We start from the raw sequence: 24,688 nt of genomic DNA on the forward strand, positions 1-24,688 counted from the left end.
GGGCGAAGTGCGCAGCGGCGAGGGTGGGTGGGAAGGGCACCGCGCGCTGGATCAGCGTTTCGATCAACGGCGCCAACAGCGCCGCCTGGCGGTAGAGGCCGCCGCCAATCACGATACGCTCGACGTCCAGCGCCACGGCGAGGTTGGCGATGTGCACCGTACAAGCGGCGATGCGCAGCGCCAAGGCCTTGCGCACGGCGGGGTCAGCGCTGGTAAACAGGTCCTGGGCGTGATGCCCGTGTCCCAGCATTTCACCCGCCAGCTGGCTGAGGGCATTGCCGGAGAACAGCTCCTCCAGCGGTGCGTTGCCGCTCTGATAGGTCGCCCATTGATCAGGGTGCTCAGGGTTCAGAAACGGCGACAGCAGGTAGCCGATTTCCATGGCTGCGCCGTTATGCCCACGGATCAACCTGCCATTGGCGATGGCTGCAGCGGAGAGCCCGGTACCGAGGTTCAGGTAGATCGCGTTATCAATACCCGCCAGCGAACCCCAGCGCACTTCGGCCAGGGCGCCGGCCTTGACGTCGTTATCGAGGCGCACGGGGACGTTGCCGAATGCTTGGGCAATCGACGATTGCAGGTCGAGCCCTTCGAACCCCGGTGTGTTGGGCGCCATCAGCAACGTCGGGCCGCGCACCACACCGGGGAATACCGCCGCCACGCTCAACACCGGGGCGTTGCCCCATTCGGTCACACAATCGCGCGCGGCCGCGAGGATGCGATGCAGGGCGGGCGTGCCGGACAAACCGTCGGCATGGGTGGCGAGAATCCGCGTGTTCATGCGCTGGCGGGCGGTGTCGTAGCAGGCGACCTGAGTCTTGGTGCCGCCCACGTCAATCGCCAGCAGCAAGCCTTGCCGGGGCGCCGTAGCGCCCGTTGATCTGACTGATTCATGCATTGCGTTAATCACTTGTTAAAGGGCCATAGTCGCTGAACACGCGCCCAGAACAGATAAGCCACGCTGCCGGCCAGCACCCAGACCAGCGACCATTGGATCGGGTAGGCGCCGGGCGCGTTGTGGTTGGACGCCATGTAGATATACACCCAGCCCAGCAGCGCGATGAGCGCAGGCACCGGGTAGAGCCACATTTTGTAAGGCCGGGCCAGGTGCGGTTTGGTTTTGCGCAGCACCAGCAACGAGACGATCTGCGCCACTGACTGCACCAGGATCATCACCGTGGTCAGCAGTTGAATCAGGGTATTCAAATCGGTCAGTCGCCCGATCATGAAGCCCACGGAAGTCAGCGCGCCCATGCTCAAGATGCCCCAGGTAGGAAACTCATGCTTGGGATGGGTCTTGCTGAAGGCGTTGAAGAACACGTTGTCCTTGGCGGCTTCGAAGGGCACGCGGGAGCCGCCGAGCAAACCGGCAAATACCGAGGCGACTGCGGTGATCAGTATCAGCACGGTGACGATCCCGGCGGCCGTACTGCCCCAGGTTTCGCTGAGTACCACCGAGGCTACCGACTTGTAGGCGGCGGATTCGGGGTCGAGCATGCGGTGCCAGTCGACCACGCCCAATACGCCGACTTGCATCACCAGGTAGATGACCAGGATGCCGACGATCGACAGAATGATCGACTTGGGAATCACCCGGCCCGGTTGTTCGACTTCACCGGCCAGGTACGCCGAGGTGTTGTAACCCAGGTAGTCATAGATGCCGATGGTCAACCCGCCGGCCATGCCAAACCAGAAACCGCTGTCGGCCAGATTGAACGCGCCTTCGGGGAAGGTGAACGCCAGGTCGGCGTGGAAATTGGACAGTGCGGCGGCAATCAGCGCGCCGATGCTGATCAGCATGATCACCCACAACACGATGCTTAACTTGGCAATGGACTCGATCTTGCGCCACAGCATCACGATGATTAGCCAGATCACCACCAGGCCGATCAGGTTGCCGGCGGTCTGGCTCATGTCGGGCCAAAACCAGGTCAGGTATTGCACAAATCCGATGATGCCGGTGGACATGATCAGCGGAATGAACAGCATCGCCGTCCAGACGAACAGAAACGGCAGCAGCTTGCCGGTTCGTTTGCCGAACGCCTCACGCAGATAAACATAAGTGCCGCCGGCACCTGGCAATGACGCACCGAGTTCGGCCCAGACCAGCCCGTCACACAGGGCCAGCAGGGCGCCAAGGATCCAGCCCAGGTAGGCCTGGGGGCCACCCATGATTACGATCATCGCCGGGATGGTGATAAAGGGGCCCACGCCGCACATCTGGCTCATGTTCAGGGTGATGGCGGGGAATAGACCGATTTTGCGTTTGCTGTTGGGTAAATCCGGGTCAACGGGTGTCAGCGTGCTCATGGGGACGACCTCTTGTTCGAGTGACAGGCGCGTGAGGGCAGAGTGCAAAGGGGGCTGCTTGCCATCGAGGGTGCTGTCGACCCGTCATTATTGTTATGGGGCGTAACCGGCATTCGCAGTGGGTGCGAGAGACCGAGGCGCTTAGAAAACCACAGCAAGAGTATTAATTCAACTTGATTTAATTAATCGGCTGCGCGGATTATCCGCCCATGAAAACGCCTCAGAACAAACGCACGCTCACCACCGGCACGAATGCCGAACACGCCCGGTTGCACAACCGTCGGGTGATTCTCGAGGCCATCCGCCAGAACGGCCGGCTGACCCGCGCCGACCTCACGCGGCTCACCTCGCTGACCGCGCAGACCATTTCCAATATCGTCACCGAGTTGCACGAAGAAGGCGTCCTGCTGGCTCATGCGGCCGAGAAGGGTGGGCGAGGCCAACCGCCGGTGCCGTTGTCGCTGAACCCCGACGGTGGTTATTCCATCGGCTTTCATATCGAACAGCACCGCATCATCGGCGTGCTGCTTGATCTGCTTGGGCAGACGGTGGCTCAAGTCACGCTGACCGTCAGCTACCCAACGTTCGAGCAGGCATTGCCGTTGGTGCTGGACGCGGTGAAAGGTTTTCGGCAGCAGAGGCCGGCCGGGCGCTTCCTGGGTGTGGGCATTGCCCTGCCGGGCCCTTTCAGTGTCGAAGGCATGACGGCGGTCGGGCCGACGGCGATGTCCGGCTGGGACGAGCCGGATATCGCTGAGCGCTTGCAGGGGGAAACCGGCCTGGCGGTACTGATAGAAAACGATGCCACGGCGGCGACCATGGGTGAGCGCCTGTATGGCATCGCCAGCGAGCTGACGAATTTTGTGCACCTGTTTATCGGCAGCGGTCTTGGTGCCGGTTTGTACCTGGATAACCGCCTGTATTCCGGCCACTGGCACAATGCTGGTGAGATCGGGCACATGACGGTGATTCCAGGTGGCAAGGCGTGTTCCTGCGGTAACCAAGGGTGCCTGGAGCGCTACATCTCGATTGCCGCACTGTTGGAACACCTGGGCCTGCCGGCCGAGCACGACCTTTGCGCGTGGGACGCCAACGATCAGGCGCTGGACGCAAACGTAGAGGTCTGGCTGGCGGAAGCGGCGCCGGCATTGCGCCAGGCGATCAACATCCTGGAGTCGGTGCTTGACCCGCAGACCATCCTGATCAGCGGCTTTTTGCCTGAGGCCATCCTTGCCCGCCTGATAGCCCGCCTTGAGCCATTGAGCCGTTCCGTCAGTAGCCGTGCTGATCGCCGGTACCCGCGCATTCAAATGGGGGCCGCAGGGCAGGACGCAGTGGCATTGGGGGCGGCAGCCTTGATGATCCTGGCGGAGATCAGCCCGGATTACGAGGCGCTGCTCAAGCCGCAGTAAGGCTGCATACTGGCCGCCGACTCAATTCATACCAGGGAGCACGTTATGGAAGTGGCAATGGAAGTGTCGTTCGACGTAACGGCGCAGGAGCGTGAGGCCATCCTCAAACCGCTGAGGGCTTACAACCTTGGTCACACGGGCAACATGGCGTTCGAAACCGTCGGGATTTTGTTGCGAGACCCCGCCACGCAAGACGTTGTCGGTGGCCTTTATGGAAAAATTTCCTACGGGTGGTTGTTCATTGAGCTGTTGAGCATCCCGGATCAGATGCGTACCCAAGGTACCGGCACGCGTTTGATGCGCGCCGCCGAAGACCTAGCCCGTGAACGGCAATGTGTTGGCATTTGGCTGGACACCTTCAGCTTTCAGGCACCGGGGTTTTATCGAAAGCTGGGCTTCAGTGAATTTGGCCATATCGCTGATTACCCGGCGGGTCACCAGCGGCATTTTTTCCAGAAGCGCCTGGGCTGAATCTTCGTACGGCGCCGGCTCGCCCGGCGCCAATCACCCACAAAATTTATTGGTTTGCAGCAACAATTTTTCTTGTTGGACACCTCCCGCCCCCAGGCAGCAAAGTTGCCGCCACTGACGCTCGACCTATCGGGTCAACAATAAAAACCGCGCCGGGCTGCATGCCACTTTCATGCTGTGAACCCTTGGTTCACATCCTGCTGTAATGGCGCCGCAGCGCGCATTCAAGGACCTCTCCGTCATGCAAACTGTTGTGAACCTATGGCCGTTGATCGGCGTACTTGTCATCGTGGTTGGCTTCGTCTTGCGCTTCAATCCGCTGTTGGTGGTTACCGCCGCCGCCATCGCCACCGGGCTGGCAGCCCACTTCCCGCTGGAAAAAATCCTCGCCAGCATGGGCGAAGGTTTCCTTCAGACCCGCGCGCTGCAACTGATCCTGTTATTGCCCCTGGCTGTCATTGGCCTGCTGGAGCGCCATGGCCTGCGCTTGCATGCACAAAACTGGATCGCGCGTTTCGAGCGAGCCACAGTCGGGCGCCTGTTGATCATCTACCTGTTTGTGCGCGAGTCCACCGCCGCCATGGGCCTGACCAGCCTGGGCGGGCATCCGCAAATGGTGCGGCCGCTGCTGGCGCCCATGGCCGAAGGGGCGGCGGAGAAACGCTACGGCAAGCTGCCGGACAGGTTGCGCCACAAAGTGCTGGCCATGTGTGCGGCAACCGATAACGTCGGGCTGTTTTTCGGTGAAGACATCTTTGTCGCCTTTGGTGCGATCGCGCTGATGCACACCTTCCTGTTGGGTTCGGGGATTGATGTGGAGCCACTGCACATTGCCGTGTGGGGCATCCCGACGGCGATTTGCGCCTTTATCATCCATGCGATTCGCCTGCACCGGTTTGATCGCAGGCTTACGCGCGACATGACGCCCGCCGCCACGCCGGTGGAGGCTGCACAATGATCATCTCCATTGAGTACCTGTACTGGCTTGCCGGTGTGCTATTGCTGATAACTGCGGGAATGATCCTGCTGGATCGCACCCATCCCAAACGCTGGTCAACCGCGCTGTTCTGGCTCTTGTTTGCTGTGCCGTTCCTGGTGGGGGAGCGCTTGCCGTCGGTAGTCATTGGTGTTGGCGTGGTGGTGATGGCGCTGATCGCAGGCTTGGGTGGCGTCGGCCGCGGCAAGCCCGCCGAACTGCATGACAAGGCCTCCCGCGCGAGTGCCGGGCGCCTGGGGCATAAACTGTTTATTCCCGCGCTGGCCATTCCCCTGACCACCGTGATTGGCTCGGTGTTGCTCAAACACACCGAGATCGGCGGCGTACCGCTGCTGGACCCGAAAAACACCACCTTTGTATCCTTGGGTATCGGCTGCCTGATCGCCCTCGGTCTGGCTTGCTGGCTGACCCGCGACACACCGGTGCAAGCCTTGCGTGAATCCCGACGCCTGACCGAGGCCCTCGGCTGGGCCATGGTGTTGCCGCAGATGCTTGCAATGCTGGGGCTATTGTTTAATGAAGCCGGGGTGGGCACGGCCGTTGCGCATGTCACCACTACCTACATCAACCTCGATTTCAAGTGGGTGGCGGTGATGGTCTACGTGTTGGGCATGGCGCTGTTCACGGTGATCATGGGGAATGGCTTTGCGGCGTTTCCGGTGATGACCGGCGGTGTCGGCGTACCGGTGTTGGTGGGCGTGTATGGCGGCAACCCGGCGGTGATGGCGGCGATCGGCATGTTCTCCGGTTATTGCGGTACGTTGATGACGCCCATGGCTGCCAACTTCAATATCGTCCCGGCGGCGTTGCTGGAGTTGCCAGACAAAAACGCGGTGATCAAGGCTCAACTGCCGACTGCGTTGATGATGCTGGTGGTCAATATCGTGCTGCTCTACCTGTTGATGTGAGGCCGAAAATGCAAACTGTGTTGCTGACGGGCTTCGAGCCCTTTGACCAGGACCGGATCAACCCGTCCTGGGAGGCGTCGCGCCAGTTGGACGGCGTGCGACTGAGCGAAGACGTGCACATTGTCGCGCGTCGACTGCCCTGTGCGTTTGCCACGGCGGGGGCGTGCCTGACGCGATTGATCGCTGAATTTGACCCGGTGATGGTGATTGCCACGGGACTCGCCCCCGGTCGTAGCGATTTCTCCATGGAGCGGGTGGCGATCAACGTGAACGACGCACGCATCCCTGACAATTTGGGCGCACAACCGGTCGATACCCCAGTGGTGATTGGAGGGCCGGCCGCCTACTTCACGACCTTGCCGATCAAAGCGATGGTCAAGGCAGTGCGCGAGGCCGGGATCGCGGCGTCGGTTTCACAGACGGCGGGGACCTTTGTGTGTAATCAGGTGTTTTACCTGTTGCAGCATGCCTTAGCCGGCACGGCGATACGCAGTGGCTTTATCCACGTACCCCCCAGCCTGCCGGAGCAGGTTTCTGGTGCGGCGCAGCCTTCGATGGCGCTGGTGACAATGGTTGAAGGTTTGCGGGTTGCGCTACAGACGGCGTGGGACACGCCGGTGGATATCGTGCAAACCGGTGGGCAGGTCAGCTGACCTGCCCTGTTTGAAATGGCGATCAGCTTCTCTTTCATGTCAGCCAGCCCTTTTTTCCAGTAAACCCAAGCGTTTTTCCAAACCAGAATCTCCGTTATTACCTGCACCGGCTCTGCCCTGAGTCAGCGTGCTCGCGCCGCCTGATTGATGCGGTTTGTTCACCAAAGCGTGACACCTGTTTTGAATGATCCGAGAGTGCGCTCCGGGCGAGAGTAGAGGCAGATGGGGATGGCTGCGACCTACAAAACTGTGCAAAATAACAGCAGCCTTCTGGCACGCACTGCTCAGTGTTCCCGCCTCGGAAAAATCAGCTCAAAACATGTCAATGCGCCTTCACTGGTGACGCTGTAGCGGCCGTTATGCAGCTGCATGATGGTGGCGACGATCGATAAACCCAGCCCGTTGGACTGGGTCGAGCGCTCCCGCGATTCGTCCACCCGATAAAACCGTTCGAACAGCCTGGGCAGGTGTTCGGCAGGGATGGTCTCTCCCTGATTGATGACGCTCAGCCGGATGCCTTCGGCGTTTGGCGTGGCTTGAATCACCAGCTCCGAACCGGGTGCACCGTATTTGATGGCATTGGCACACAGATTTGCCAGCGCCCGGCGCAGCAGCATCGGTTCAGCCCAGATCACGCCTTCGCCCTGCGCGAGGATGCTGATATTCACATCGCTCGCCAATCCTTCGAAGTAATCAGCCATGCGTTGCACCTCATCCGCCGCATTGAGCTCCTGGCGCTGGCGCAAGGCGCTGGCCGGATCGGTGCGGGCGAGAAACAGCATGTTGTCGAGCATCCGTGCCAGGCGTTCGAGCTCTTCGACATTGGAGGCCAGCAATTGCTGATAGCTTTCGATGCTGCGGCTCTGCTGGAGCGCGACCTGGGTTTCGCCCAGCAGGTTGTTGATCGGCGTGCGCAGTTCGTGGGCCATGTCGGTGGACACCTGGCCCAGTTGCACAAAGCCCTTGGCCAGTCGCTCGAGCATGGTGTTGAAAGAGTCGATCATCGGCAGAAGTTCTTTCGGTGCACCGTGGCTGTCGAGTCGTTCGGCAAGGTTGCCCACGCCGATGCCTTGGGCGTGTTTGGCCAGGCGCCTCAGCGGCAGCAGGCCTCGGTACACCAGCAGGTAACCGACCAGGGCGAGGATGATTGCCGCGATGCTGGCCAGGATAAATACGCTCAGGCGATAGCTGGCAAGCATGGCGGTGCGTTCGGTCATCAAACGTCCCGTGGTGACTTGCAGGCTTCCCAAGTCTCCGGAATCAATCGAGGCGGCCACGGTGGCGAAGGGTACGCCGTTCACACCAGGTAAGTGGTGCACGTCGGAAAAGCCCAGCTCATGGTCCTTTGGCACGGGCGTGACGTTCGGCATTTCGATGTTGCCCGGGTTGACCAGCAGTAGCGGCTTCTGCCCCGGCGCCGCGATACTCAGCACCGACTCGCTGTTGCCCAGCATGTTCTGGAACAGTTCCGGCTTGGTCTTGATCAGGTCCAGGGTGTTGCTGTCATTGAGCAGGTTGCGCAACTGGTCGGCGCGATAGATCAGCGCGGCATCGTCACGCTTGATCAGTTCACGCTCAAGCTCGCGGTACAGCGCTACGCCCAGGGTGGCCAGCAGGGCAAAAGCGAGCAGGGCGAAGATCAGCGCCAGGCGCAGGGTCAGCGAGTAGTGGCGGCGGCTGTTCATGGCTGGGTGTCGAAGCGGTAGCCAATGCCCCGCACGCTGTGGATTAACTTGAGCTGGAACGGGTCGTCGATTTTCAGGCGCAGGCGCCTCACGGCGACGTCGACCACATTGGTGTCGCTGTCGAAGTTCATGTCCCAGACGCGCGAGGCGATCATTGAACGTGACAGCACCTGGTCCTGATGGGTCGCGAACAGGTGCAACAGGGCGAACTCTTTATTGGTCAGGGTAATGCGCGTGCCGGCGCGGGTGACACGGCGTTTGAGCACGTCGATTTGCAGGTCGGCGATGTGCAGCTGTTCTTCTTCGCGGCTCGGGCCACGGCGGGTCAAGGTGCGCAAACGCGCGACCAGTTCGGCGAAGGAGAACGGTTTGATCAAGTAATCGTCGGCACCCAGTTCCAGGCCCTTGATGCGGTCGGCAATGTCATCGCGGGCGGTGAGAAACAGTACCGGCGTGTCGGCCTCCTTGCGCAGGCGGCGCAGCACTTCCCAACCGTCCATTTTCGGCATCATCACATCCAGCACGATCACGTCGAATGACGTTTCCAGCGCCTGGTGCAACCCGTCCACACCGTCACGGGCGAGGCTCACGGAGTAACCCAGTTCCTGCAGCCCATTGAGCAGGTAGTTGCCGGCCTTGGGTTCGTCTTCGACTACGAGGATATGCATGGGAAGTGCCCTGGTTCTGTGCGTGGCGCAAGTGTAGCCCGATCAATTGTCACTGGCGCAACCGATGCCCTGTACTTGGTAGTCCAGCACATGTTCGCGACCCTGGTGGTCGAGGTAATCGAGGCGAGCGGGGACGATGCCGCACTGCCCGTAGGTGTCGGTGCTCGACAGCACTTTGTCGACGTCCAGGTGCACGAAGAAGCCGGTCTTGTCGTGGATCACGTTGGGGGCGGAAGGGGTGGCGGCAGCAAATGCAGAACCGGTGGCAAGGAGTGCGGCGAAGCCCAGAATAAACAGTTTCATGGCAGTAGTTCTCTTAAAGGGTCGGCTGCCGGGATTGGCAGTGAGTTCACAGTAACCAGGCGCCCCAAACAGCCAACCAACAGGATCATGACAAGTTCGTAATCAACGGATTCAAGGCTGGCGACCGGACGCTTCGAGGATCAGGTCAGTGATTTCCTTGGCGTGGGACACCAGCGACAAGTGGCTCGAAGGCAGCTCGATGGTGGTGGCGTTCATGCGCTTGGCGAGGAAGCGCTCCAGGTCCGGGTTGATGGTCTGGTCATTGCTCGACACGGCGTACCAGGACGGTTTGGTGTGCCAGGCGGCATTCACGGTGCGACCACTGAACAGCGTTTTGGTGATCGGTTGTTGTACGGCGTACAGCTCCAGTGCCTTGGCGCGGGGCACGTCGGCGGCAAAATACTTGAGGAAAGCGTCCTGGTTCAGGGTCAGGTAACCGTCGTGCTCTTCAACGCCGGCTCGCACCGGCATGCTCGGGTATTTGGCAGAGAGCGCGACGAAGTCTTCATTGGCGTCCGGCGCGCGGGCTGCCACATACACCAGGGAGCTGACCTTGGAGTTCGCGCCGGCGTCGCTGACCACGGTGCCTGCGTAGGAATGGCCGACCAGTACGGTAGGACCGTCCTGTTGATCGAGTACGCGGTTGGTGGCGGCGACGTCATCGGCCACCGAGGTCAGCGGGTTCTGTACGGCGGTGACATGCAGGCCGGCGGCCTGAAGACGGGTGATCACCTCGGACCAGCTTGAGCCGTCCGCCCAGGAGCCGTGCACCAGGACCACGTTGTTGGCTTTGATCGGTGCGACGGTGCCGGCCATGGCGGTAGCGGTGCCCAGCATCAACAAGCTGGCGGCGATCAGGCAGAGTGTGCTTGCAGGTTTCATCGTGCGGCCCTTCATCAGTGTGCAGGTGTGTCACCCGGTGTGGGTGACTGACGACTCCACTGTATGAAGTGAGGGTGCTGACAAGACTTACAGCTTCATTACAAGCTTGTAATGCAAAGGGGGAGGGCAGTGCTCTGCAGCGTTTACAAGTGTTGACGTGATCCGTAGATTGCATCGGGGTCAGCATTTGTTACCGATAAAAAGGAAATCCCACAGTGTCTATTCAAGGTCCAGCCGCCTTTACCCAGCGTTACCGCGCCTTTTTATTCGACATGGATGGCACCTTGCTCAACTCCATCGCCGCCGCCGAACGGGTGTGGAGTATCTGGGCTGAACGCCACGGCCTGGACGTGGCGGCCTTTCTGAGCACCATTCACGGTGCACGAGCCATTGATACGATTACCCGGCAGGCATTGCCAGGCGTGGACGCTGAAGTTGAAGCGCAGTGGATAACCGAGGCGGAAATCAACGATGTCGAGGGTGTCGTCGCGATTCCGGGCGCGGTCGAGTTTCTGAACAGTTTGCCCGGCGATCAGTGGGCGCTGGTCACGTCTGCACCCAGGGAGTTGGCGATGCGCCGCCTGCAAGCGGCGGGCATTGCGCCGCCGGCAGTGCTGGTGACGGCTGAGGATGTCGCCAGCGGCAAGCCGGATCCAGCTTGTTATGTGCTGGGTGCGCAACGTCTGGGCGTACCGGTGCAGGACTGCCTGGTGTTCGAGGATGCGACGGTGGGGATTCGCGCCGCGGAGGCGGCGGGGGCTGACGTGGTAGTCGTGACTTCGACGCACTTGCAGCCGATGGCCACGGTACATACGTCGATTGAGGGGTATGAGCAGGTGCGCGTGCATCGTAACGATGACGGTTTGCTGCGTTTATCGATCGCCGTGGCTTGATACGCGAAAGCCAACCGCGTTATGGCCAAGGTTTATCAGCTGTCAGGTCTGTTCGGCCTTACGCTGTTTTCCGGTAGGGCGTGCAGTCGGCTGCTGCGAAGGCCCTGCCGGGACATCACCATTTCCCTGAGGATTTCGTTCGCCAGCCGGGCTATCGCTTCTGCGCCGCGATAGTGCGCGCGGACGATGCCGGTGATTGCAAAGTGGTCGGTTTCAGGGCCGCTGAGAACAGCCGACAATGTGCCGTCAGCGTGCAGTGTGCAGGCGATTGTGTAACTGGGCAGGCGGGCGGCCAGCGCAGTTTCGATTTCGGATTTACTCAGGGTATCCATCTGTTTCAGCCCTTAATACTGACCTTGCAAGCCCAAGCATAGGTCTTGACACGACACTGTAAATACCGGTGATCTGATTGCCCGCAAGGAGGCGTCATCGTGCAGTTTTGTGGTGCGTTCGTTGGGCCGCGCGTTGGCATAACTTGCGCAGAATTGCCTTCTGAATAGGCTTGAGGCAGAACGCAAACAGGTAAGCGCATAGAAACAGCGCCAGATCAGGCCAGGAGCTGCCACTGGAGGCGCTGGTACTTTCAATTTCGTATCTCAGGCCATAACCCACCGTCACGAAGACCAGCCCTATCAGCAGGACGATCCACCAGGACTTGGAAACTAGGGGCTTGGGGGCGGTAGGCCTCATCGACGTGCTCCTGAATGCACTCGGACGGCAGGATAATAGTCAGAAGATTCGGCTGTGGATTACGCAACAAGTTCCAGTCGTCAAGACAGTTTCATCTTGGGGCGAAGCGCGAGGCGCAAAGCGAGCTGTTCACGCAAGAGAGGCGAGCAGGCTTGAAGGGTCTTCGCCAGCCGTTACAGTGAACGAAAGGGCTGGCTACTGAGAGTGCGTCAAGGAGTCTGGTTTTTGTCCGGAGCCGTCAGGCCAGCCTGGATGCGCTGGTAAATCTCCTCGCGATGCACGGCAACGTCCTTGGGTGCGTTGATGCCGATTCGTACTTGCTGGCCGCTGACGCCCAGAATGGTGATCGTGATGTCATCACCGATGTTTATGCTTTCACCGACTTTGCGGGTGAGTATAAGCATGGACTTCTCCTTGATTACTTTTAAGGACACATGTTTCAGACAGGGCAGATGTCGGATGTGTGTAGCTTACTGCTAAGCGCTTCCCTGTGACTGCCTCTTTTAGGACGCATAGAGGCGACATTAATTCCCATGGCGGCATCATACAGGTCTGCGATACATCATTCGCATTGTTTAAGCCAACGTTTATGACGGCCAGAATAGACAGTGAATGATAAAGTTGCCTCTTTATCCTCAAAGGAGCAGGGCAGTGCGTAAAGTAGCGATGGCAATTGCGGTGTTGGCATTGGCCGGTTGCGGTGAAGGCAAACCTGTCGAAGCGCCCAAGGCCAAGCCTGCCGTGATTGAAAGCCAGCCAGACACCGGCGCGATTGCCGCTCAGGAATGGGACGTGCGGGTTGGCCCGCCAGACCATAAGCTCCAGGCAATCACTGACTTGACCGCCTGGTTGCTGGAACATGGGTTTAGCTTTTATATCGTGAAAACAGACGGCAAGGACGATGTCTTGCTGGGGCCGTTCGCCAGTAAGGCCGAAGCCGAAGCCAAGCAAGCGCAGCTGACCGAAAAACTGGCGCGCGCCAAGAAAAATGACACCGAGTCGCAGGTGATTGAACACAAGGTTGCGCAGTAACCAAAAGCGGGCGGGAGCCTCTCCCGCCTTCAACCACAGGCTTTGAGGTTAACCGGGCCGACAAATTCGTTGCCCCGACCCATCACGCAGGCCACGGTCTGGTTGCGCTGGCGTTCCCAGGTTTGTACCGGGTAAGTCTTGTTCCAGGCTTCATACAGTTGGCGGTCCTGTTTCGACAGGCGCAAGCCATATTGTTTGCTCATGTAAAAGTAGGTTCGGGCAATCATTCCGCGAATGGACGGGCGTGGCATGACCTTTTCTGCCTTGAAGTCCACTTGGGTCAAACAGGAACCGTACTGTCCGGTCTGCACCGGCAGCCAACCGAAACTGAAGTTATTGCGGTCACCATTGACCTCCCCGATGCTCGGCACCAGGTTGTGCAAGTCGGCTTCTGCACGCTTGAACACATCATCGCGGCGCGTACAGTTCTTGCGTCCACCGTTCTGCCAGCATTGGCGCTGATGTCCAATCTGCCAGGCTGGAACGATATGCTCCCACTCGATGCGTGCGGCACGGTTGGCATTTTTGCGTGGGATGTACCCGCAGGCTTTCAAATCCACCCGATTGCCGGTGTATTTACAGCCGCAGTAAAACTCTGTGGATTGTGGGGCATAGAGCTTCCAGGCGACTTTCTTGGCCTCGCTGAAGGTTCGAGGCGCCTGGGCGTTGGCGGTAATGGCAAAAAACAGACAACACAAAGCAGTAAAGCGAACACTCATTGAATCAATCTTCCTTCGGCACAACCCAGAAAATCTGCACGCCACCGTCGTCCCGATAAGCGAGGGTGACGTTGTCGTTCTCAGCAATTTCTTCCAGCAAGCGCGCCCATTCATCTTCCGGCTCTTCCGGTAAACGGAAGATCAAGGCTGCCTTGGCTTTCTGAGCATTGGTCGAATTGATGATTTTTTGCACGCGAACGGCCAAGCGTGCGTAAGCATCAGGCGGAGTTGGGGCTGCGGAAGAAGACTTTGCCACGGAGCATTCCTTAGTTTGCTGTATGTGCATACAGTATTTAACTATAAGGAATTTCGCAACTGCTTAAAACTCAGGACATTCGCGGGGAAGTTGTAGCGGGGAAGTCTCAAGGGAAAGTGGAGGCGAGTAAACCCGCCTCCACAGTGTTACCAGATATCAATATTCCCAGAACATCCGTTGCAGCTCTTTGCTGTCCTGGGTCTTGGTCAACGCAACCATCGCCAGGATCCGCGCTTTCTGCGGGTTCAGGTCATGGGCAACCACCCAGTCGTACTTGTCGTCAGGCTGTTCGGCGTTACGCAGCACGAAACCGCCAGCATTCACGTGGGACGAGCGAATGATTTGTACGCCTTGTTTGCGCAGTTCCTGCAGGGCAGGGACGACCTTGGAAGACACCGAACCATTGCCAGTGCCGGCATGGATGATGGCTTTGGCGCCAGCCTGAGCCAGGGCCTTGACGGCGGTGTCGCTCACATTGCCGTAGCCATAAGCGATTTCAACGTCCGGCAGGCTTTTGATGGTCTTGATATCGAATTCAGAATCCAGGGTGTGGCGCTTGGCCGGCAGGCGGAACCAGTAGGATTTGCCTTCGACCACCATGCCCAACGGGCCCCATGGGCTCTTGAACGCTTCGGTCTTGATATTGATCATCTTGCTGACGTCACGACCCGACTGAATTTCATCGTTCATGGTGACCAGCACGCCCTTGCCGCGTGCATCCTTGCTGCCGGCGACGGCGACGGCGTTGTACAGGTTGAGCATGCCGTCCGCCGACATGGCGGTGCCTGGACGCATCGAGCCGACCACCACGATTGGCTTGTCGGTTTTTTCCACCAGGTTCAGGAAGTAGGCGGTTTCTTCGAGGGTGTCGGTACCGTGCGTAATCACGATGCCGTCGACGTCCTTGCTGTCGGCCAGTTCGGCAACACGGCGACCCAGTTGCAGCAGGTTTTCATTGTTGATGCTTTCGGACGCAATTTGCATCACTTGCTCGCCGCGCACATTGGCAATCTGGCTAAGCTCAGGAACACCAGCGATCAATTGCTCGATGCCCACCTTGGCCGCCTGATAAGTGGCGCTGTTGGCAGCGCTGGCGCCAGCGCCGGCAATAGTGCCGCCGGTGGCAAGAATCACCACATTGGACAGTTTGGTCTTGGTTTCAACTTCCTTTGCCTGAGCGGCAACGGGGAACAGCAGCAGAAGGGCGAGTGCGCCCGGAACAAAAGACTTCAGTGCAGATTTCATTATTTTTCTCTCTGGTTTTTGATGAGTGCGGTCGCAGGTTCATCTAGAACACCCGGGCGGTTCTGAACGCCGCGAGGTGCCAGGAAAGAGCAGGATTTGTACCAAGCTGATTGTGTTCGTGTTTATAAATTAAGGCATTGATTTAAAACAGTATTCATAGATATTTCAGATGACGTGAAAGCTCGTTCGTCCGGCTTTCCGAACGGGAAGGCAGTACCGTGTTCGGTTGCCCGAAAGCCATGAGGGTTTATCGACGGGTTGCGTATGACATTAGAGTCACAGGCTGTCGTTTTTAGAGAACGGCCGGGCGAGGGCGATGTTTAATCGTATCCACCCAATAGCGTAATGGCAGGTAGCAGTGGGCTTGGATGAAAGGCGTTTTTCACCCGTTGACAAATCTCGACAAGGTTCTCATAGTTTGGCTAACGCAAACGTTTGCGAGACGGTCTGCCGTGCAAGCGTTGCTCACAATAATCATAAGATCGGAGTGAACCCATGAAGCTGCCATTTGCTGGACGTCTTCTTGCTGTCGCTGTGCTTGCCGCTGCATCCGCTGCGCTACCTCTTTCCTCTGCCTTTGCTGATGACGCCGCCACCAAACCCAAGGTCGGCCTGGTGATGAAATCCCTCGCCAATGAATTCTTCGTCACCATGCAGGATGGCGCCAAGTCCTATCAGAAAGACCATGCTGCCGACTTCGACATGATCACCAACGGTATCAAGAACGAAACCGATACCAGCGCGCAGATCGATATCGTCAACCAAATGATTCTCGCCAAAGTCAACGCCATCGTAATCGCCCCGGCTGACTCCAAGGCGTTGGTCACCGTGTTGAAGAAAGCTTCCGATGCGGGCATCAAGGTCGTCAACATCGACAACCGCCTTGATCCGGAGGTATTGAAAAGCAAAAACCTCGATATTCCGTTCGTAGGCCCGGATAACCGTAAAGGCTCCAAGCTGGTTGGTGACTACCTGGCCAAGCAACTGGCCGCGGGTGATAAGGTCGGCATCATCGAAGGTGTCCCGACCACCACCAACGCGCAGCAGCGCACCGCAGGCTACAAGGACGCGATGGACGCTGCCGGCATGAAGATTGTCTCCACTCAGTCGGGCAACTGGGAAATCGACCAGGGTCAGAAAGTCGCCTCCGCCATGTTGAGCGAATACCCGGACCTCAAGGCACTGTTGGCGGGTAACGACAACATGGCCTTGGGCGCTGTCTCTGCCGTACGCGCTGCGGGCAAAGCCGGCAAAGTGCTGGTCGTAGGCTACGACAACATCGAAGCCATCAAACCAATGCTGCAAGATGGCCGTGTGCTCGCGACCGCTGACCAGGCTGCCGCCCAGCAAGCCGTGTTCGGTATCCAGAACGCGCTCAAGCTGGTCAAGGGTGAGAAAGTCGATGCCAAAGACGGCGTGATCGAAACCCCGGTCGAACTCGTCCTCAAGAAGTAATCCTGGCAGCACCCAACAGCGCCCGCTCGTCCTGAGTGGGCGCCTGGAGATTTTCCTATGTCATCTTCCGCCCCGAACGCTGTCCTCTCGGTCAGCGGTATCGGCAAGACCTATGCCCAACCGGTTCTGTCCGACATCACCCTGACGCTCAACCGCGGGGAAGTGCTGGCGCTGACCGGTGAGAACGGCGCGGGTAAAAGTACCCTGTCGAAAATTATCGGCGGGCTGGTCACGCCGACCACCGGGCACATGCAGTTCAATGGTCAGGACTACCGTCCCGGCAGCCGCACCCAGGCTGAAGAGCTGGGCGTGCGCATGGTCATGCAGGAGCTCAACCTGCTGCCCACACTGACCGTGGCCGAAAACCTGTTCTTGGATAACCTGCCCAGCAAGTGTGGATGGATCAGCCGCAAACAGCTGCGCAAAGCCGCGATCGAAGCCATGGCTCAGGTCGGCCTGGATGCGATCGACCCGGATACCCTGGTTGGCACCCTGGGCATTGGCCATCAACAGATGGTCGAAATCGCCCGCAACCTGATCGGCGACTGCCACGTACTGATCCTTGATGAACCCACGGCGATGCTGACCGCGCGTGAAGTCGAAATGCTCTTTGAACAAATCACCCGCCTGCAGGCTCGGGGCGTGGCGATCATTTATATTTCACACCGGCTCGAAGAGCTGGCCCGTGTTGCCCAGCGTATTGCGGTATTGCGCGACGGCAAACTGGTCTGCGTCGAGCCGATGGCCAACTACAACAGTGAGCAACTGGTCACCCTGATGGTCGGTCGCGAGCTGGGTGAAAAAATTGACCTGGGCCCGCGCACTATCGGCGGCCCGGCCTTGACCGTGAAAGGGCTGACCCGCTCGGACAAGGTGCGTGATGTGTCTTTTGAAGTGCGCGCCGGTGAGATCTATGGCATCTCCGGCCTGATCGGCGCCGGCCGCACTGAGCTGCTGCGCCTGATCTTCGGCGCGGACCTGGCGGACAGCGGCACCGTCGCTCTGGGATCGCCGGCCAACGTGGTGAGCATTCGCTCCCCGGTAGATGCGGTCGGCCATGGCATTGCCCTGATCACCGAAGACCGCAAGGGTGAAGGCCTGCTGTTGACCCAGTCGATCAGCGCCAACATCGCCTTGGGCAACATGCCGGAAATTTCCGGCGGCGGCGTGGTGAACAGCCGCGATGAAACCGCCTTGGCCAAGCGCCAGATCGACGCCATGCGCATCCGCAGCTCCAGTCCGGCGCAGTTGGTGTCCGAGCTATCGGGCGGTAACCAGCAGAAAGTCGTGATCGGCCGTTGGCTGGAGCGCGATTGCGCGGTGATGCTGTTCGATGAGCCGACCCGAGGCATCGACGTCGGTGCCAAGTTCGACATTTATGCCTTGCTCGGCGAATTGACGCGCCAGGGCAAAGCGCTGGTGGTGGTGTCCAGCGACCTGCGGGAGCTGATGCTGATCTGTGACCGCATCGGTGTGCTGTCCGCCGGGCGCCTGATCGAAACCTTCGAGCGCGACAGCTGGACCCAGGACGAATTGCTCGCCGCCGCCTTTGCCGGCTATCAAAAACGTGACGCGCTGCTCAACGACGCAGTGCTTAGGGATACCCCATGAAAACCACACATTCCCCGGGTAAAACCGGCGGCAACTTCTACGGCCTGGGCACTTACCTGGGCCTGGCCGGTGCCTTGCTGGCGATGATTGCGCTGTTCTCAGTGTTGAGCGATCACTTCCTGTCCTACGACACCTTCAGCACCCTGGCCAACCAGATACCGGACTTGATGGTACTGGCGGTGGGCATGACCTTCATCCTGATTATCGGTGGCATCGACCTGTCGGTTGGCTCGGTGCTGGCATTGGCCGCGTCGGCGGTCAGCGTGGCGATTCTCGGCTGGGGCTGGAGCGTGCTGCCGGCAGCGTTGCTGGGCATGGGCTGTGCGGCAGTGGCTGGCACCATCACCGGCTCGATCACCGTGGCCTGGCGAATCCCATCGTTTATTGTGTCCCTCGGCGTGCTGGAAATGGCGCGTGGCGTGGCGTACCAAATGACCGGCTCGCGTACCGCGTATATCGGTGATTCGTTTGCCTGGCTGTCGAACCCGGTTGCCTTCGGGATTTCGCCGTCGTTCATCATTGCCTTGCTGGTGATCATTGCCGCTCAGTTGGTGTTGACGCGCACGGTATTTGGTCGCTACCTGATCGGCATCGGCACCAACGAAGAGGCCGTGCGCCTGGCCGGGATTAATCCCAAACCCTACAAAATCCTGGTGTTCAGCCTGATGGGGCTGTTGGCCGGTGTGGCGGCACTGTTCCAGATTTCGCGCCTGGAAGCGGCGGACCCGAATGCCGGCTCCGGCCTGGAGCTGCAGGTGATCGCCGCTGTGGTGATCGGCGGCACCAGTTTGATGGGCGGGCGCGGTTCGGTTATCAGCACCTTTTTCGGTGTGTTGATCATTTCGGTACTGGCCGCAGGCCTCGCGCAGATCGGCGCTACGGAGCCCACCAAACGCATCATCACCGGTGCGGTGATCGTGATTGCCGTGGTCCTCGACACTTACCGCAGCCAGCGCGCCAGTCGGCGAGGCTGAGCCATGGCAACGATCAAGGATGTGGCAGCGCTTGCGGGTATTTCCTACACCACTGTGTCACACGTGGTGAACAAGACGCGGCCGGTGAGTGAGCCTGTGCGGATCAAGGTCGAAGCGGCGATCAAGCAGCTCGACTATGTGCCCAGTGCGGTCGCGCGATCGCTTAAGGCCAAGACCACCGCCACCATCGGCCTGTTGGTGCCGAACAGCCTCAACCCGTATTTTGCCGAGTTGGCCCGCGGGATCGAGGATTACTGCGAGCGTAATGGTTATTGCGTGATCCTCTGTAACTCCGACGACAACGCTGAAAAACAGCGCAGCTACTTGCGCGTTTTGCTCGAAAAGCGCGTCGACGGCTTGATCGTGACCTCGGTGGGAGGCGACGACAGTGGCCTCGCCGCTGGCTTGAGCGCGGTGCGCACACCTATGGTGATCGTCGACCGTGCGCTGGATGGTATCGATGTCGATCTGGTGCGCATCGACCACGAGGAGGGCGCCTACCTGGCGACCCGGCACTTGCTTGAACTGGGTCATCGCGACATCGCCTGCATTGGCGGCCCCGGCCACACCCGCGTGGCGCAAATGCGTCTGGCGGGGTATCACCGGGCGCTGCGTGAGGCGGGTGTGCAAGTGGCGGTCAATCGCACTCAAGAGAGCGACTTCACCAGCACCGGCGGGTATGCCGCAGCCGTGCAGTTGCTGGCGGACAATCCACCGAGCGCGATCTTCGCCAGTAACGATATGATCGGTTTCGGCGTGTTGCGTGCTGCGGCAGAGCGCAATATTCGCGTGCCCGGCGATTTGTCGGTGATTGGTTTCGATGACATTCAAATGGGCCGTTACGTTTACCCGGCGCTGACCACGGTCGGGCAGTCGATCGTGCAACTGGGCGAAACGGCGGCCGAGCTTTTGCTGCTAAGAATTGCAACCCCCCAACTGCCGATCGATCAACGTATCGTGACGCCGAGTATTGTTTTGCGTGAGTCAACGGCGCCGGTCGCCGGTGTGTTCGCCCAATACCGCTGAACCGAATTGATGAGTACTGATGTATGCCAGCAAAAGTAGTGGTAATAGGCAGCTTGAACATGGACCTGGTCACCCGCGCCAGTCGGTTGCCGCGTGCCGGTGAAACCCTGATCGGCCAAACGTTCTCTACCGTCCCCGGCGGCAAGGGCGCCAACCAGGCGGTGGCTGCTGCGCGTCTGGGCGCTGATGTGGCGATGATTGGCTGTGTCGGCACTGATGCCTACGGCGCTCAATTGCGTGATGCGCTGGTGGTGGAAGGCATTGATTGCCAGGCCGTAAGCACGGTAGACGGTTCCAGTGGCGTGGCCTTGATTGTGGTGGATGACAGTAGCCAGAACGCAATTGTAATCGTGGCCGGCGGTAACGGTGCGCTGACGCCAGCCTCGTTACAACAGGCTGACGCAGTGTTGCAGGCCGCCGACGTCATCGTCTGCCAGCTGGAATCGCCGATGGACACGGTGGGCCAGGCGCTCAAGCGCGGACGTGAGCTGGGCAAGACGGTGATCCTCAATCCGGCACCCGCCAGCGGCCCTTTGCCGGCCGAATGGTACGCCTCGATTGACTACCTGATTCCCAATGAAAGTGAAGCCGCCGCCTTAAGCGGCGTAACGGTCGACTCTCTTGACAGTGCCAAAGTCGCTGCGACGCAGTTGATCAAGGCAGGCGCGGGCAAGGTCATCATCACCCTCGGTGCCCAGGGCGCATTGTTTGCCGATGGCCACGGCTTTGAGCATCTGGTGGCGCCCAAGGTCAAGGCGGTGGACACCACGGCGGCGGGCGACACCTTTGTCGGTGGGTTTGCCGCCGCGCTCGCCAATGGCAAGAGCGAAGCCGAGGCCATCCGCTTTGGTCAGGTGGCCGCAGCACTGTCTGTGACTCGCGCCGGTGCGCAACCCTCTATTCCCAAGCTGCATGACGTTCAAGGTTTTGTGCCCTCATGAAAAAGACACCGCTGCTCAATATTGCCCTGTCGCGTGTGATTGCGTCTCTCGGTCACGGTGACGTCCTGGTGATCGGCGATGCCGGCTTGCCCGTGCCGCCGGGTGTCGAGCTGATCGACCTGGCGCTGACCCAAGGTATTCCTGACTTCATCAGCACCCTGCGCATTGTGCTCAGCGAGATGCAGGTGGAAAGCCACGTGCTGGCCGAAGAAATCCTGCTCAAGCAACCGCCTGCACTCACAGAGCTCAACACCCTGACCGAGCAGGCAGCCCTGGGCGAGCGACGCCTGGTCAGCCACGAAGAGTTCAAGCAACTGAGCCGCAAGGCTCGCGCCGTCGTGCGCACCGGCGAGTGCCAGCCTTATTGCAATATCGCGCTGGTCTCCGGCGTAACCTTCTAGAGTTTTCCTACGACAAGGAGTGTTTCATGCAACGTGGTCTTCCATCCCTGAAAAACCTGTTTCGGAGTGTCCTGCTTTTGTCCGCGCTCACAGCAGCCAGCGCCCACGCGGCGGAAAAAATCGACCTGATCATCGATACCGACCCGGGTGCTGATGATGTAGTGGCCTTGCTGTTTGCAATGGCCTCTCCACAGGAATTGAATATTCGTGCGCTGACCACCGTCGCCGGTAACGTGCGCCTCGACAAAACCTCCCGCAATGCGCGCCTGGCCCGCGAATGGGCAGGGCGCGAGGATATCCCGGTGTACGCAGGGGCGCCAAAACCGATGCTGCGCACACCGATCTACGCCGAGAATATTCACGGTAAAGAGGGTATTTCGGGCGTCACCGTGCACGAGCCGAAAAAAGGCCTGGCCGAAGGCAACGCCGTTGATTACCTGATCAAGACCCTGAGCACCGCCAAGCCCCACAGCATTACCATCGCCATGCTCGGCCCTCAGACCAACCTGGCGCTGGCGTTGACCCAGGCTCCGGAAATCACCCAAGGCATCAAGGAAGTGGTGGTGATGGGCGGTGCACATTTCAATGGCGGCAATATCACGCCGGTGGCCGAATTCAACCTGTTTGCCGACCCTATTGCGGCTGAGGTGGTGCTCAAAAGCGGCGTCAAGTTGACTTACCTGCCACTGGACGTAACCCACAAGGTTTTGACCAGTGAGGCACGCCTCAAGCAAATCGCCGATATCAACAACAACGCGAGCAAGGTTGTCGGCGATATTCTGAATGAATACGTCAAAGGCGATATGGAGCACTACGGCATTCCAGGCGGCCCGGTTCACGATGCTACCGTTATTGCCTACCTGCTCAAACCTGAGCTGTTCAGCGGCCGTGAAGTCAATGTGGTGGTAGACAGCCGTGAAGGCCCGACCTTCGGCCAGACCATCGTCGATTGGTACGACGGCCTGAAGCAGCCGAAAAATGCCTTTTGGGTCGAGAACGGCGATGCTCAGGGCTTCTTCGATCTGCTGACCGAGCGTCTGGCGCGTCTGAAGTAATGTGTATGCCGGTCGGCGTTCGCCGGCCGGTTCTTATTCGCGCTCGGGGTTGTGTGCGCCCATGTGATCGGCCGGGTATTTTTCGAATACTTGACCGATGAAGGCCTGTGCAGCCCGAGTGCCGAGTTCCTTGACCAGCAGGTCGATTCCGATGATTGCCAACTCCTCCGGGCTTCCGGGGCTGTAGGAACTTTGTCCTTGGGGCCACTTGGCTTTGATGTCGGCTTGGAGGGTAACAGTGGTCATGGGGGTCTCGCGGAGTTGAAGTACTGGGCAGTGCGCTAAAACGCGGCTCTTACCGGCGCAGTTAACCATTTTTGGGCAGCGTTTGGCACTGCTACTTAGGCATGAGGCATGTGCTGTGCGACACTGTGCCTCTGTTTAATTGCCGGGGAACGCCAGGTGCAGATCGATTTGAACAACCCCGAGAACCTGACGCTGGAAGCTGTTCGTCAGTTGCTGGCCAGCGCCAGCGATGACGAGCATACCCAGTTGCGTGTGACCAAGGCCGGGATTGCCTACATTTCGTCAGGCGTGGTGGGCGGTACTGATATCGCCGGCTTGCTGTTTCGCCTTGAGACCTGGGCCAAAGGCTCCGGTTATGTCGGTAACGTGGCGGCCAGTGATGAAGTCTGGGTCATGCAGATATTCAACGCGCTCAAGCAGAATTGGCCGAACCCGCCGTTCGACTACATCGACATCTACTGAATACATTCATATCTGGTGACGATTGACCGAGCGAATGCTCGGCCTGAGTCAGGCAGACTTGCCCGCGGGCGATTCACGTCTTGAAACCAATCCCCCAGATCGCTGTCGCACGATCTCTGTCCATTTTTATCATAGGAGGCTTCATGCCTTGGAAGCTCGCATCATTCGGTACTTTGTTGGCAGCATTCGCGTTGGCGGGTTGCAGCACCCCGGGTACCTCTGAGCCAGCCAAAGACGCCGCCGTGGCCGATGCCGGTCATAGCCGCTGTGAGGCTAAGGCCGCCGAGTTCGCGATCGGCCAGAAAGCCTCGCCCCAATTGCTGGAACAGGCGCGTACACGTGCCGGTGCGCAGAACGCACGTATCCTCAAGCCTAATGACATGATCACCCTGGAATACCGTTCCGACCGCCTGAACCTGAACACCGATGACAATCTGGTGATCACGCGAGTCAACTGCGGCTAAGAACTTCGCGGCTTTTGTAGCGCCCATAAAAAACCCCGTCACATGGACGGGGTTTTTTTTAGCTCAGCGGAGAATTACTCGCCGCGAACCTGTGCAGCTTGCATACCCTTTTGGCCTTTCTCAGCCACGAAGGAAACGGTTTGGCCTTCTTTCAGGCTTTTGAAACCGTCGCTTTCGATAGCTTTGAAGTGTACGAACAGGTCGTCACCGCCACCTTGAGGAGTGATGAAGCCGAAGCCTTTTTCATCGTTGAACCATTTAACGGTGCCGGTTTGGCGATTAGACATGGTGTATCTCCAAGAAACATATATTTTCAGTAGTGCTGTGCTGCTCAGGCCAACTGGGCACACTTGGCTATCATAGTCGAAATGTTCGACTTGGGAGCCCCCCCAAGGCATTGTTTGCTAATCAATAGCGTTGCATTTACTGCCTGGGCTGGCTGAAAGCCCCGATCTACGGGGCTTTGGTGCGAAATATCAGCTGTTAAAAAAAGCCGTAAAAGCTGCGTAATTTGTGCGAAATGGCAATTTTCGGGCTGTTTTTTCAGCGCGACGGCCGTCTGATCAGTGATCGTTCTGATTATTTCTTCACGACCTTGCAGGACGAAATAGCCGCGACAGCTTTGTTCTTAAGCGCCGGATCTGCGTTCTGGTTGGTCATGAGCTCCTTGATCTCAGCAGTGCTCAATTCGGCGTTGATCTTGTCAGCGCCACATTCGCAATGGTCTTTGGCAGTTTTGGCGTCCACGCTTTGCTGGGCTGCCGAGCTGCAATCTTTGATGAAGTTGTCGCGAGCGCCGGTTGGCCAGTTCGATGGGGCGGCTGCCTGGGCGCCGAGCGACAGGAAGGCCAGGGAAGCAGCGAGAGCGAGGGTCGAGGTGAAACGCATCATGTGGATGCTCCTTTGGGTCGAGGACGAACAGCGATTCT

The 24,688-nt window shown here is 59.1% G+C and carries 31 protein-coding genes; 16 read left to right on the forward strand and 15 right to left on the reverse strand.

From position 1 onward, the window contains the following. Together AACU78_RS10835 and AACU78_RS10840 are read right to left on the reverse strand one after the other, a co-directional pair. Nucleotides 1-898, reverse strand: an 898-nt coding sequence (locus AACU78_RS10835) for an ROK family protein (RefSeq protein WP_106580560.1), incomplete at its 3' end; no start/stop codon positions are given. An 8-nt stretch (nucleotides 899-906) separates the two neighbouring features. Next, a complete protein-coding gene (locus AACU78_RS10840) occupies nucleotides 907-2,310 on the reverse strand; it encodes an APC family permease (RefSeq protein ID WP_106580510.1) in 1,404 nt (467 codons plus the stop codon). Nucleotides 2,311-2,519: 209 nt separating this feature from the next. Here AACU78_RS10840 and AACU78_RS10845 point away from each other — a divergent pair, with 209 nt between their 5' ends. The 5 genes from AACU78_RS10845 (at nucleotide 2,520) to pcp (ending at nucleotide 6,751) form a co-directional block, all read left to right on the forward strand. Then, complete coding sequence (locus tag AACU78_RS10845) at nucleotides 2,520-3,722, forward strand: ROK family transcriptional regulator (protein ID WP_106580511.1); 1,203 nt, start codon at nucleotides 2,520-2,522, stop codon at nucleotides 3,720-3,722. 45 nt (nucleotides 3,723-3,767) lie between these two features. Then, a complete protein-coding gene (locus AACU78_RS10850) occupies nucleotides 3,768-4,193 on the forward strand; it encodes a GNAT family N-acetyltransferase (RefSeq protein WP_106580512.1) in 426 nt (141 codons plus the stop codon). Nucleotides 4,194-4,434: 241 nt separating this feature from the next. Continuing rightward, nucleotides 4,435-5,151, forward strand: a complete 717-nt coding sequence (locus AACU78_RS10855; protein ID WP_106580513.1) for a DUF969 domain-containing protein — start codon at nucleotides 4,435-4,437, stop codon at nucleotides 5,149-5,151. Next, nucleotides 5,148-6,098 (forward strand): DUF979 domain-containing protein, encoded by a 951-nt coding sequence (locus AACU78_RS10860; protein ID WP_106580514.1) that lies wholly within the window; start codon nucleotides 5,148-5,150, stop codon nucleotides 6,096-6,098. Before AACU78_RS10855 ends, AACU78_RS10860 begins: the two co-directional genes overlap by 4 nt. An 8-nt stretch (nucleotides 6,099-6,106) precedes the next feature. Continuing rightward, nucleotides 6,107-6,751: a pyroglutamyl-peptidase I gene (pcp, locus tag AACU78_RS10865; protein ID WP_106580515.1), complete on the forward strand. Its 645-nt coding sequence runs from the start codon at nucleotides 6,107-6,109 to the stop codon at nucleotides 6,749-6,751. Between the two features lie 284 nt (nucleotides 6,752-7,035). Here pcp and AACU78_RS10870 read toward each other — a convergent pair whose 3' ends face one another. The 4 genes from AACU78_RS10870 to AACU78_RS10885 all read right to left on the reverse strand — a co-directional run bounded on the left by AACU78_RS10870 (nucleotide 7,036) and on the right by AACU78_RS10885 (nucleotide 10,289). Next, nucleotides 7,036-8,436, reverse strand: a complete 1,401-nt coding sequence (locus AACU78_RS10870) for a heavy metal sensor histidine kinase (protein ID WP_106580516.1) — start codon at nucleotides 8,434-8,436, stop codon at nucleotides 7,036-7,038. Continuing rightward, nucleotides 8,433-9,104: a heavy metal response regulator transcription factor gene (locus AACU78_RS10875; protein WP_106580517.1), complete on the reverse strand. Its 672-nt coding sequence runs from the start codon at nucleotides 9,102-9,104 to the stop codon at nucleotides 8,433-8,435. The genes AACU78_RS10870 and AACU78_RS10875 overlap by 4 nt, the downstream gene beginning before the upstream one ends. Nucleotides 9,105-9,146: 42 nt before the next feature. Continuing rightward, on the reverse strand, nucleotides 9,147-9,407 hold the full coding sequence (locus AACU78_RS10880; protein ID WP_106580518.1) for a DUF2790 domain-containing protein: 261 nt from the start codon (nucleotides 9,405-9,407) through the stop codon (nucleotides 9,147-9,149). A gap of 111 nt (nucleotides 9,408-9,518) precedes the next feature. Then, on the reverse strand, nucleotides 9,519-10,289 hold the full coding sequence (locus tag AACU78_RS10885; protein ID WP_106580519.1) for an alpha/beta fold hydrolase: 771 nt from the start codon (nucleotides 10,287-10,289) through the stop codon (nucleotides 9,519-9,521). A gap of 215 nt (nucleotides 10,290-10,504) precedes the next feature. Between AACU78_RS10885 and AACU78_RS10890 the strand changes: the two genes are divergently transcribed. Next, complete coding sequence (locus AACU78_RS10890) at nucleotides 10,505-11,182, forward strand: HAD family hydrolase (RefSeq protein WP_106580520.1); 678 nt, start codon at nucleotides 10,505-10,507, stop codon at nucleotides 11,180-11,182. Nucleotides 11,183-11,217: 35 nt separating this feature from the next. On the opposite strand, the gene AACU78_RS10895 is transcribed toward AACU78_RS10890, so the two are convergent. From AACU78_RS10895 to csrA, 3 genes are all read right to left on the reverse strand, one after another. Beyond that, a complete protein-coding gene (locus AACU78_RS10895) occupies nucleotides 11,218-11,514 on the reverse strand; it encodes a hypothetical protein (RefSeq protein ID WP_106580521.1) in 297 nt (98 codons plus the stop codon). Between the two features lie 94 nt (nucleotides 11,515-11,608). Then, a complete protein-coding gene (locus tag AACU78_RS10900; RefSeq protein ID WP_106580522.1) occupies nucleotides 11,609-11,872 on the reverse strand; it encodes a hypothetical protein in 264 nt (87 codons plus the stop codon). 209 nt (nucleotides 11,873-12,081) lie between these two features. Then, nucleotides 12,082-12,276 carry a carbon storage regulator CsrA gene (csrA, locus tag AACU78_RS10905; protein WP_003192511.1) on the reverse strand — a complete coding sequence of 65 codons (195 nt, stop codon included), beginning with the start codon at nucleotides 12,274-12,276 and terminating at the stop codon, nucleotides 12,082-12,084. A gap of 247 nt (nucleotides 12,277-12,523) precedes the next feature. Between csrA and AACU78_RS10910 the strand changes: the two genes are divergently transcribed. After that, nucleotides 12,524-12,904, forward strand: a complete 381-nt coding sequence (locus AACU78_RS10910; RefSeq protein ID WP_106580523.1) for an SPOR domain-containing protein — start codon at nucleotides 12,524-12,526, stop codon at nucleotides 12,902-12,904. Between the two features lie 29 nt (nucleotides 12,905-12,933). On the opposite strand, the gene AACU78_RS10915 is transcribed toward AACU78_RS10910, so the two are convergent. The 3 genes from AACU78_RS10915 to AACU78_RS10925 form a co-directional block, all read right to left on the reverse strand. Next, nucleotides 12,934-13,623: an endonuclease gene (locus tag AACU78_RS10915; RefSeq protein ID WP_106580524.1), complete on the reverse strand. Its 690-nt coding sequence runs from the start codon at nucleotides 13,621-13,623 to the stop codon at nucleotides 12,934-12,936. Nucleotides 13,624-13,627: 4 nt separating this feature from the next. Beyond that, entirely contained in the window at nucleotides 13,628-13,879 is a 252-nt protein-coding gene (locus tag AACU78_RS10920) for a DUF1654 domain-containing protein (protein WP_106580525.1), read from the reverse strand. A 156-nt stretch (nucleotides 13,880-14,035) separates the two neighbouring features. Then, complete coding sequence (locus AACU78_RS10925; RefSeq protein ID WP_106580526.1) at nucleotides 14,036-15,124, reverse strand: asparaginase; 1,089 nt, start codon at nucleotides 15,122-15,124, stop codon at nucleotides 14,036-14,038. A gap of 495 nt (nucleotides 15,125-15,619) precedes the next feature. Here AACU78_RS10925 and AACU78_RS10930 point away from each other — a divergent pair, with 495 nt between their 5' ends. Genes AACU78_RS10930 through AACU78_RS10960 form a run of 7 tightly spaced genes read left to right on the forward strand, consistent with a single transcriptional unit; the run spans nucleotide 15,620 to nucleotide 22,587 of the window. Further along, entirely contained in the window at nucleotides 15,620-16,579 is a 960-nt protein-coding gene (locus AACU78_RS10930; protein WP_106580527.1) for a sugar ABC transporter substrate-binding protein, read from the forward strand. A 57-nt stretch (nucleotides 16,580-16,636) separates the two neighbouring features. Then, nucleotides 16,637-18,190, forward strand: coding sequence for a sugar ABC transporter ATP-binding protein (locus AACU78_RS10935; protein ID WP_106580528.1), 1,554 nt, complete (start codon nucleotides 16,637-16,639; stop codon nucleotides 18,188-18,190). Then, nucleotides 18,187-19,164 carry an ABC transporter permease gene (locus AACU78_RS10940; RefSeq protein ID WP_106580529.1) on the forward strand — a complete coding sequence of 326 codons (978 nt, stop codon included), beginning with the start codon at nucleotides 18,187-18,189 and terminating at the stop codon, nucleotides 19,162-19,164. The genes AACU78_RS10935 and AACU78_RS10940 overlap by 4 nt, the downstream gene beginning before the upstream one ends. A 3-nt stretch (nucleotides 19,165-19,167) precedes the next feature. Beyond that, nucleotides 19,168-20,190, forward strand: coding sequence for a LacI family DNA-binding transcriptional regulator (locus tag AACU78_RS10945; protein ID WP_106580530.1), 1,023 nt, complete (start codon nucleotides 19,168-19,170; stop codon nucleotides 20,188-20,190). A gap of 23 nt (nucleotides 20,191-20,213) precedes the next feature. After that, the gene (gene rbsK, locus AACU78_RS10950) at nucleotides 20,214-21,131 is read left to right on the forward strand and encodes a ribokinase (RefSeq protein ID WP_106580531.1); all 918 of its coding nucleotides are present in this window, start codon (nucleotides 20,214-20,216) and stop codon (nucleotides 21,129-21,131) included. Then, the gene (rbsD, locus tag AACU78_RS10955) at nucleotides 21,128-21,532 is read left to right on the forward strand and encodes a D-ribose pyranase (RefSeq protein ID WP_106580532.1); all 405 of its coding nucleotides are present in this window, start codon (nucleotides 21,128-21,130) and stop codon (nucleotides 21,530-21,532) included. Before rbsK ends, rbsD begins: the two co-directional genes overlap by 4 nt. 26 nt (nucleotides 21,533-21,558) lie before the next feature. Then, nucleotides 21,559-22,587 carry a nucleoside hydrolase gene (locus AACU78_RS10960; protein ID WP_106580533.1) on the forward strand — a complete coding sequence of 343 codons (1,029 nt, stop codon included), beginning with the start codon at nucleotides 21,559-21,561 and terminating at the stop codon, nucleotides 22,585-22,587. Between the two features lie 33 nt (nucleotides 22,588-22,620). Here the strand turns inward: AACU78_RS10960 and AACU78_RS10965 are convergent, their stop codons facing one another. Continuing rightward, on the reverse strand, nucleotides 22,621-22,833 hold the full coding sequence (locus AACU78_RS10965; protein ID WP_106580534.1) for a hypothetical protein: 213 nt from the start codon (nucleotides 22,831-22,833) through the stop codon (nucleotides 22,621-22,623). Nucleotides 22,834-22,989: 156 nt separating this feature from the next. On the opposite strand from AACU78_RS10965, the gene AACU78_RS10970 reads away from it, so the two are divergent. Both AACU78_RS10970 and AACU78_RS10975 read left to right on the forward strand, forming a co-directional pair. Then, nucleotides 22,990-23,295: a hypothetical protein gene (locus tag AACU78_RS10970; protein WP_106580535.1), complete on the forward strand. Its 306-nt coding sequence runs from the start codon at nucleotides 22,990-22,992 to the stop codon at nucleotides 23,293-23,295. A gap of 143 nt (nucleotides 23,296-23,438) precedes the next feature. Further along, nucleotides 23,439-23,759: an I78 family peptidase inhibitor gene (locus AACU78_RS10975; protein ID WP_106580536.1), complete on the forward strand. Its 321-nt coding sequence runs from the start codon at nucleotides 23,439-23,441 to the stop codon at nucleotides 23,757-23,759. A gap of 74 nt (nucleotides 23,760-23,833) precedes the next feature. Here the strand turns inward: AACU78_RS10975 and AACU78_RS10980 are convergent, their stop codons facing one another. Together AACU78_RS10980 and AACU78_RS10985 are read right to left on the reverse strand one after the other, a co-directional pair. Further along, nucleotides 23,834-24,046: a cold-shock protein gene (locus AACU78_RS10980; protein ID WP_003234260.1), complete on the reverse strand. Its 213-nt coding sequence runs from the start codon at nucleotides 24,044-24,046 to the stop codon at nucleotides 23,834-23,836. Nucleotides 24,047-24,338: 292 nt separating this feature from the next. Beyond that, the gene (locus AACU78_RS10985; RefSeq protein ID WP_106580537.1) at nucleotides 24,339-24,650 is read right to left on the reverse strand and encodes a hypothetical protein; all 312 of its coding nucleotides are present in this window, start codon (nucleotides 24,648-24,650) and stop codon (nucleotides 24,339-24,341) included. Nucleotides 24,651-24,688 lie beyond the last annotated feature (38 nt).

It is taken from the genome of Pseudomonas sp. R9.37, assembly GCF_963878885.1.
Taxonomy (GTDB): Bacteria; Pseudomonadota; Gammaproteobacteria; order Pseudomonadales; family Pseudomonadaceae; genus Aquipseudomonas.